This window comes from Nocardia sp. NPDC059228, from assembly GCF_042754245.1.
Classification (GTDB): Bacteria; Actinomycetota; Actinomycetes; order Mycobacteriales; family Mycobacteriaceae; genus Nocardia.
Genome location: NZ_JBHZAL010000150.1, coordinates 1 through 1,166, shown reverse-complemented (window position 1 = coordinate 1,166; position 1,166 = coordinate 1). Strand labels below are relative to the sequence as shown.

The 1,166-nt window shown below is 66.9% G+C and carries 1 protein-coding gene; it reads left to right on the top strand.

Annotation, left to right across the window (positions count from 1 at the left end; all coding sequences use genetic code 11):
• A partial coding sequence (locus ACFXKA_RS43090) for a DUF3418 domain-containing protein (protein WP_379431927.1) occupies positions 1-1,166 on the top strand: 1,166 nt, incomplete at both ends.

Sequence of the window (1,166 nt, the reverse complement as noted above, 5' to 3'; positions counted from 1 at the left end):
GTCCGTGCACATCTCGCTGCTCTCGGGGCTGCTGTCGCACATCGGGCTCAAGGACGTGAAGGAGGGCGCGAAGAACGAGTACGTGGGCGCCCGCAACGCGAAGTTCGCGGTCTTCCCCGGTTCGGCCCTCTTCAAGAAGCCGCCGCGCGTGATCATGTCCGCCGAGCTGGTGGAGACGTCCCGGCTCTGGGCGCGGGTCAACGCGAAGATCGATCCCGACTGGATCGAGCCGCTGGCCGGGCATCTGATCAAGCGCACGTACAGCGAGCCGCACTGGGAGAAGGACCAGGCGGCCGTGATGGCGTACGAGAAGGTCACGCTGTACGGCGTACCGATCGTCGAGCGGCGCAAGGTGAACTTCGGCCGGATCGACGCGGAGGCCTCGCGCGACCTCTTCATCCGCAACGCGCTCGTCGAGGGCGACTGGCGGACGCACCATCAGTTTTTCCATGACAATCGCAAACTTCTGGGCGAGGTCGAGGAGTTGGAGCACCGTGCGCGGCGCCGCGACATCCTCGTGGACGACGAGACGCTGTTCGACTTCTACGACGAGCGTGTGCCCGATCATGTGGTCTCCGGCGCGCACTTCGACTCGTGGTGGAAGCACCGGCGCAAGGAGGAGCCCGAACTCCTCGACTTCGAGCGCTCGATGCTCATCAACGAGGCGGCGGGCGCCGTCACGAAGGACGACTATCCGGACTCCTGGCGCCAGGGCCGGCTCAAGTTCCGGGTGACGTACCAGTTCGAGCCGGGGGCCGACGCGGACGGTGTGACCGTGCACGTACCGCTCCAGGTGCTCAACCAGATCACGTCCGAGGGCTTCGACTGGCAGATCCCGGGGCTGCGCGAGCAGGTGGTGGTGGAGCTGATCCGCTCGCTGCCGAAGCCGATCCGCCGTCACTACGTCCCGGCGCCGAACTACGCGGCGAAGTTCCTGGAGCGGGCGGTGCCTCTTCAGGAGGCGCTTGTGGTGACGCTGGCGCGTGAGCTCCAGCGGATGGTGGGTGTGCCCGTCACGGCGGACGACTTCGATCCCGGCCGGGTGCCGGACCATCTCAAGATCACCTTCAGGATCGTCGACGAGCGGCGCCGCAAGCTCGCCGAGGACAAGGACCTGGAGGCCCTCAAGCTCCGGCTGAGACCCAAGGCGCGGCAGGCCATCTCGC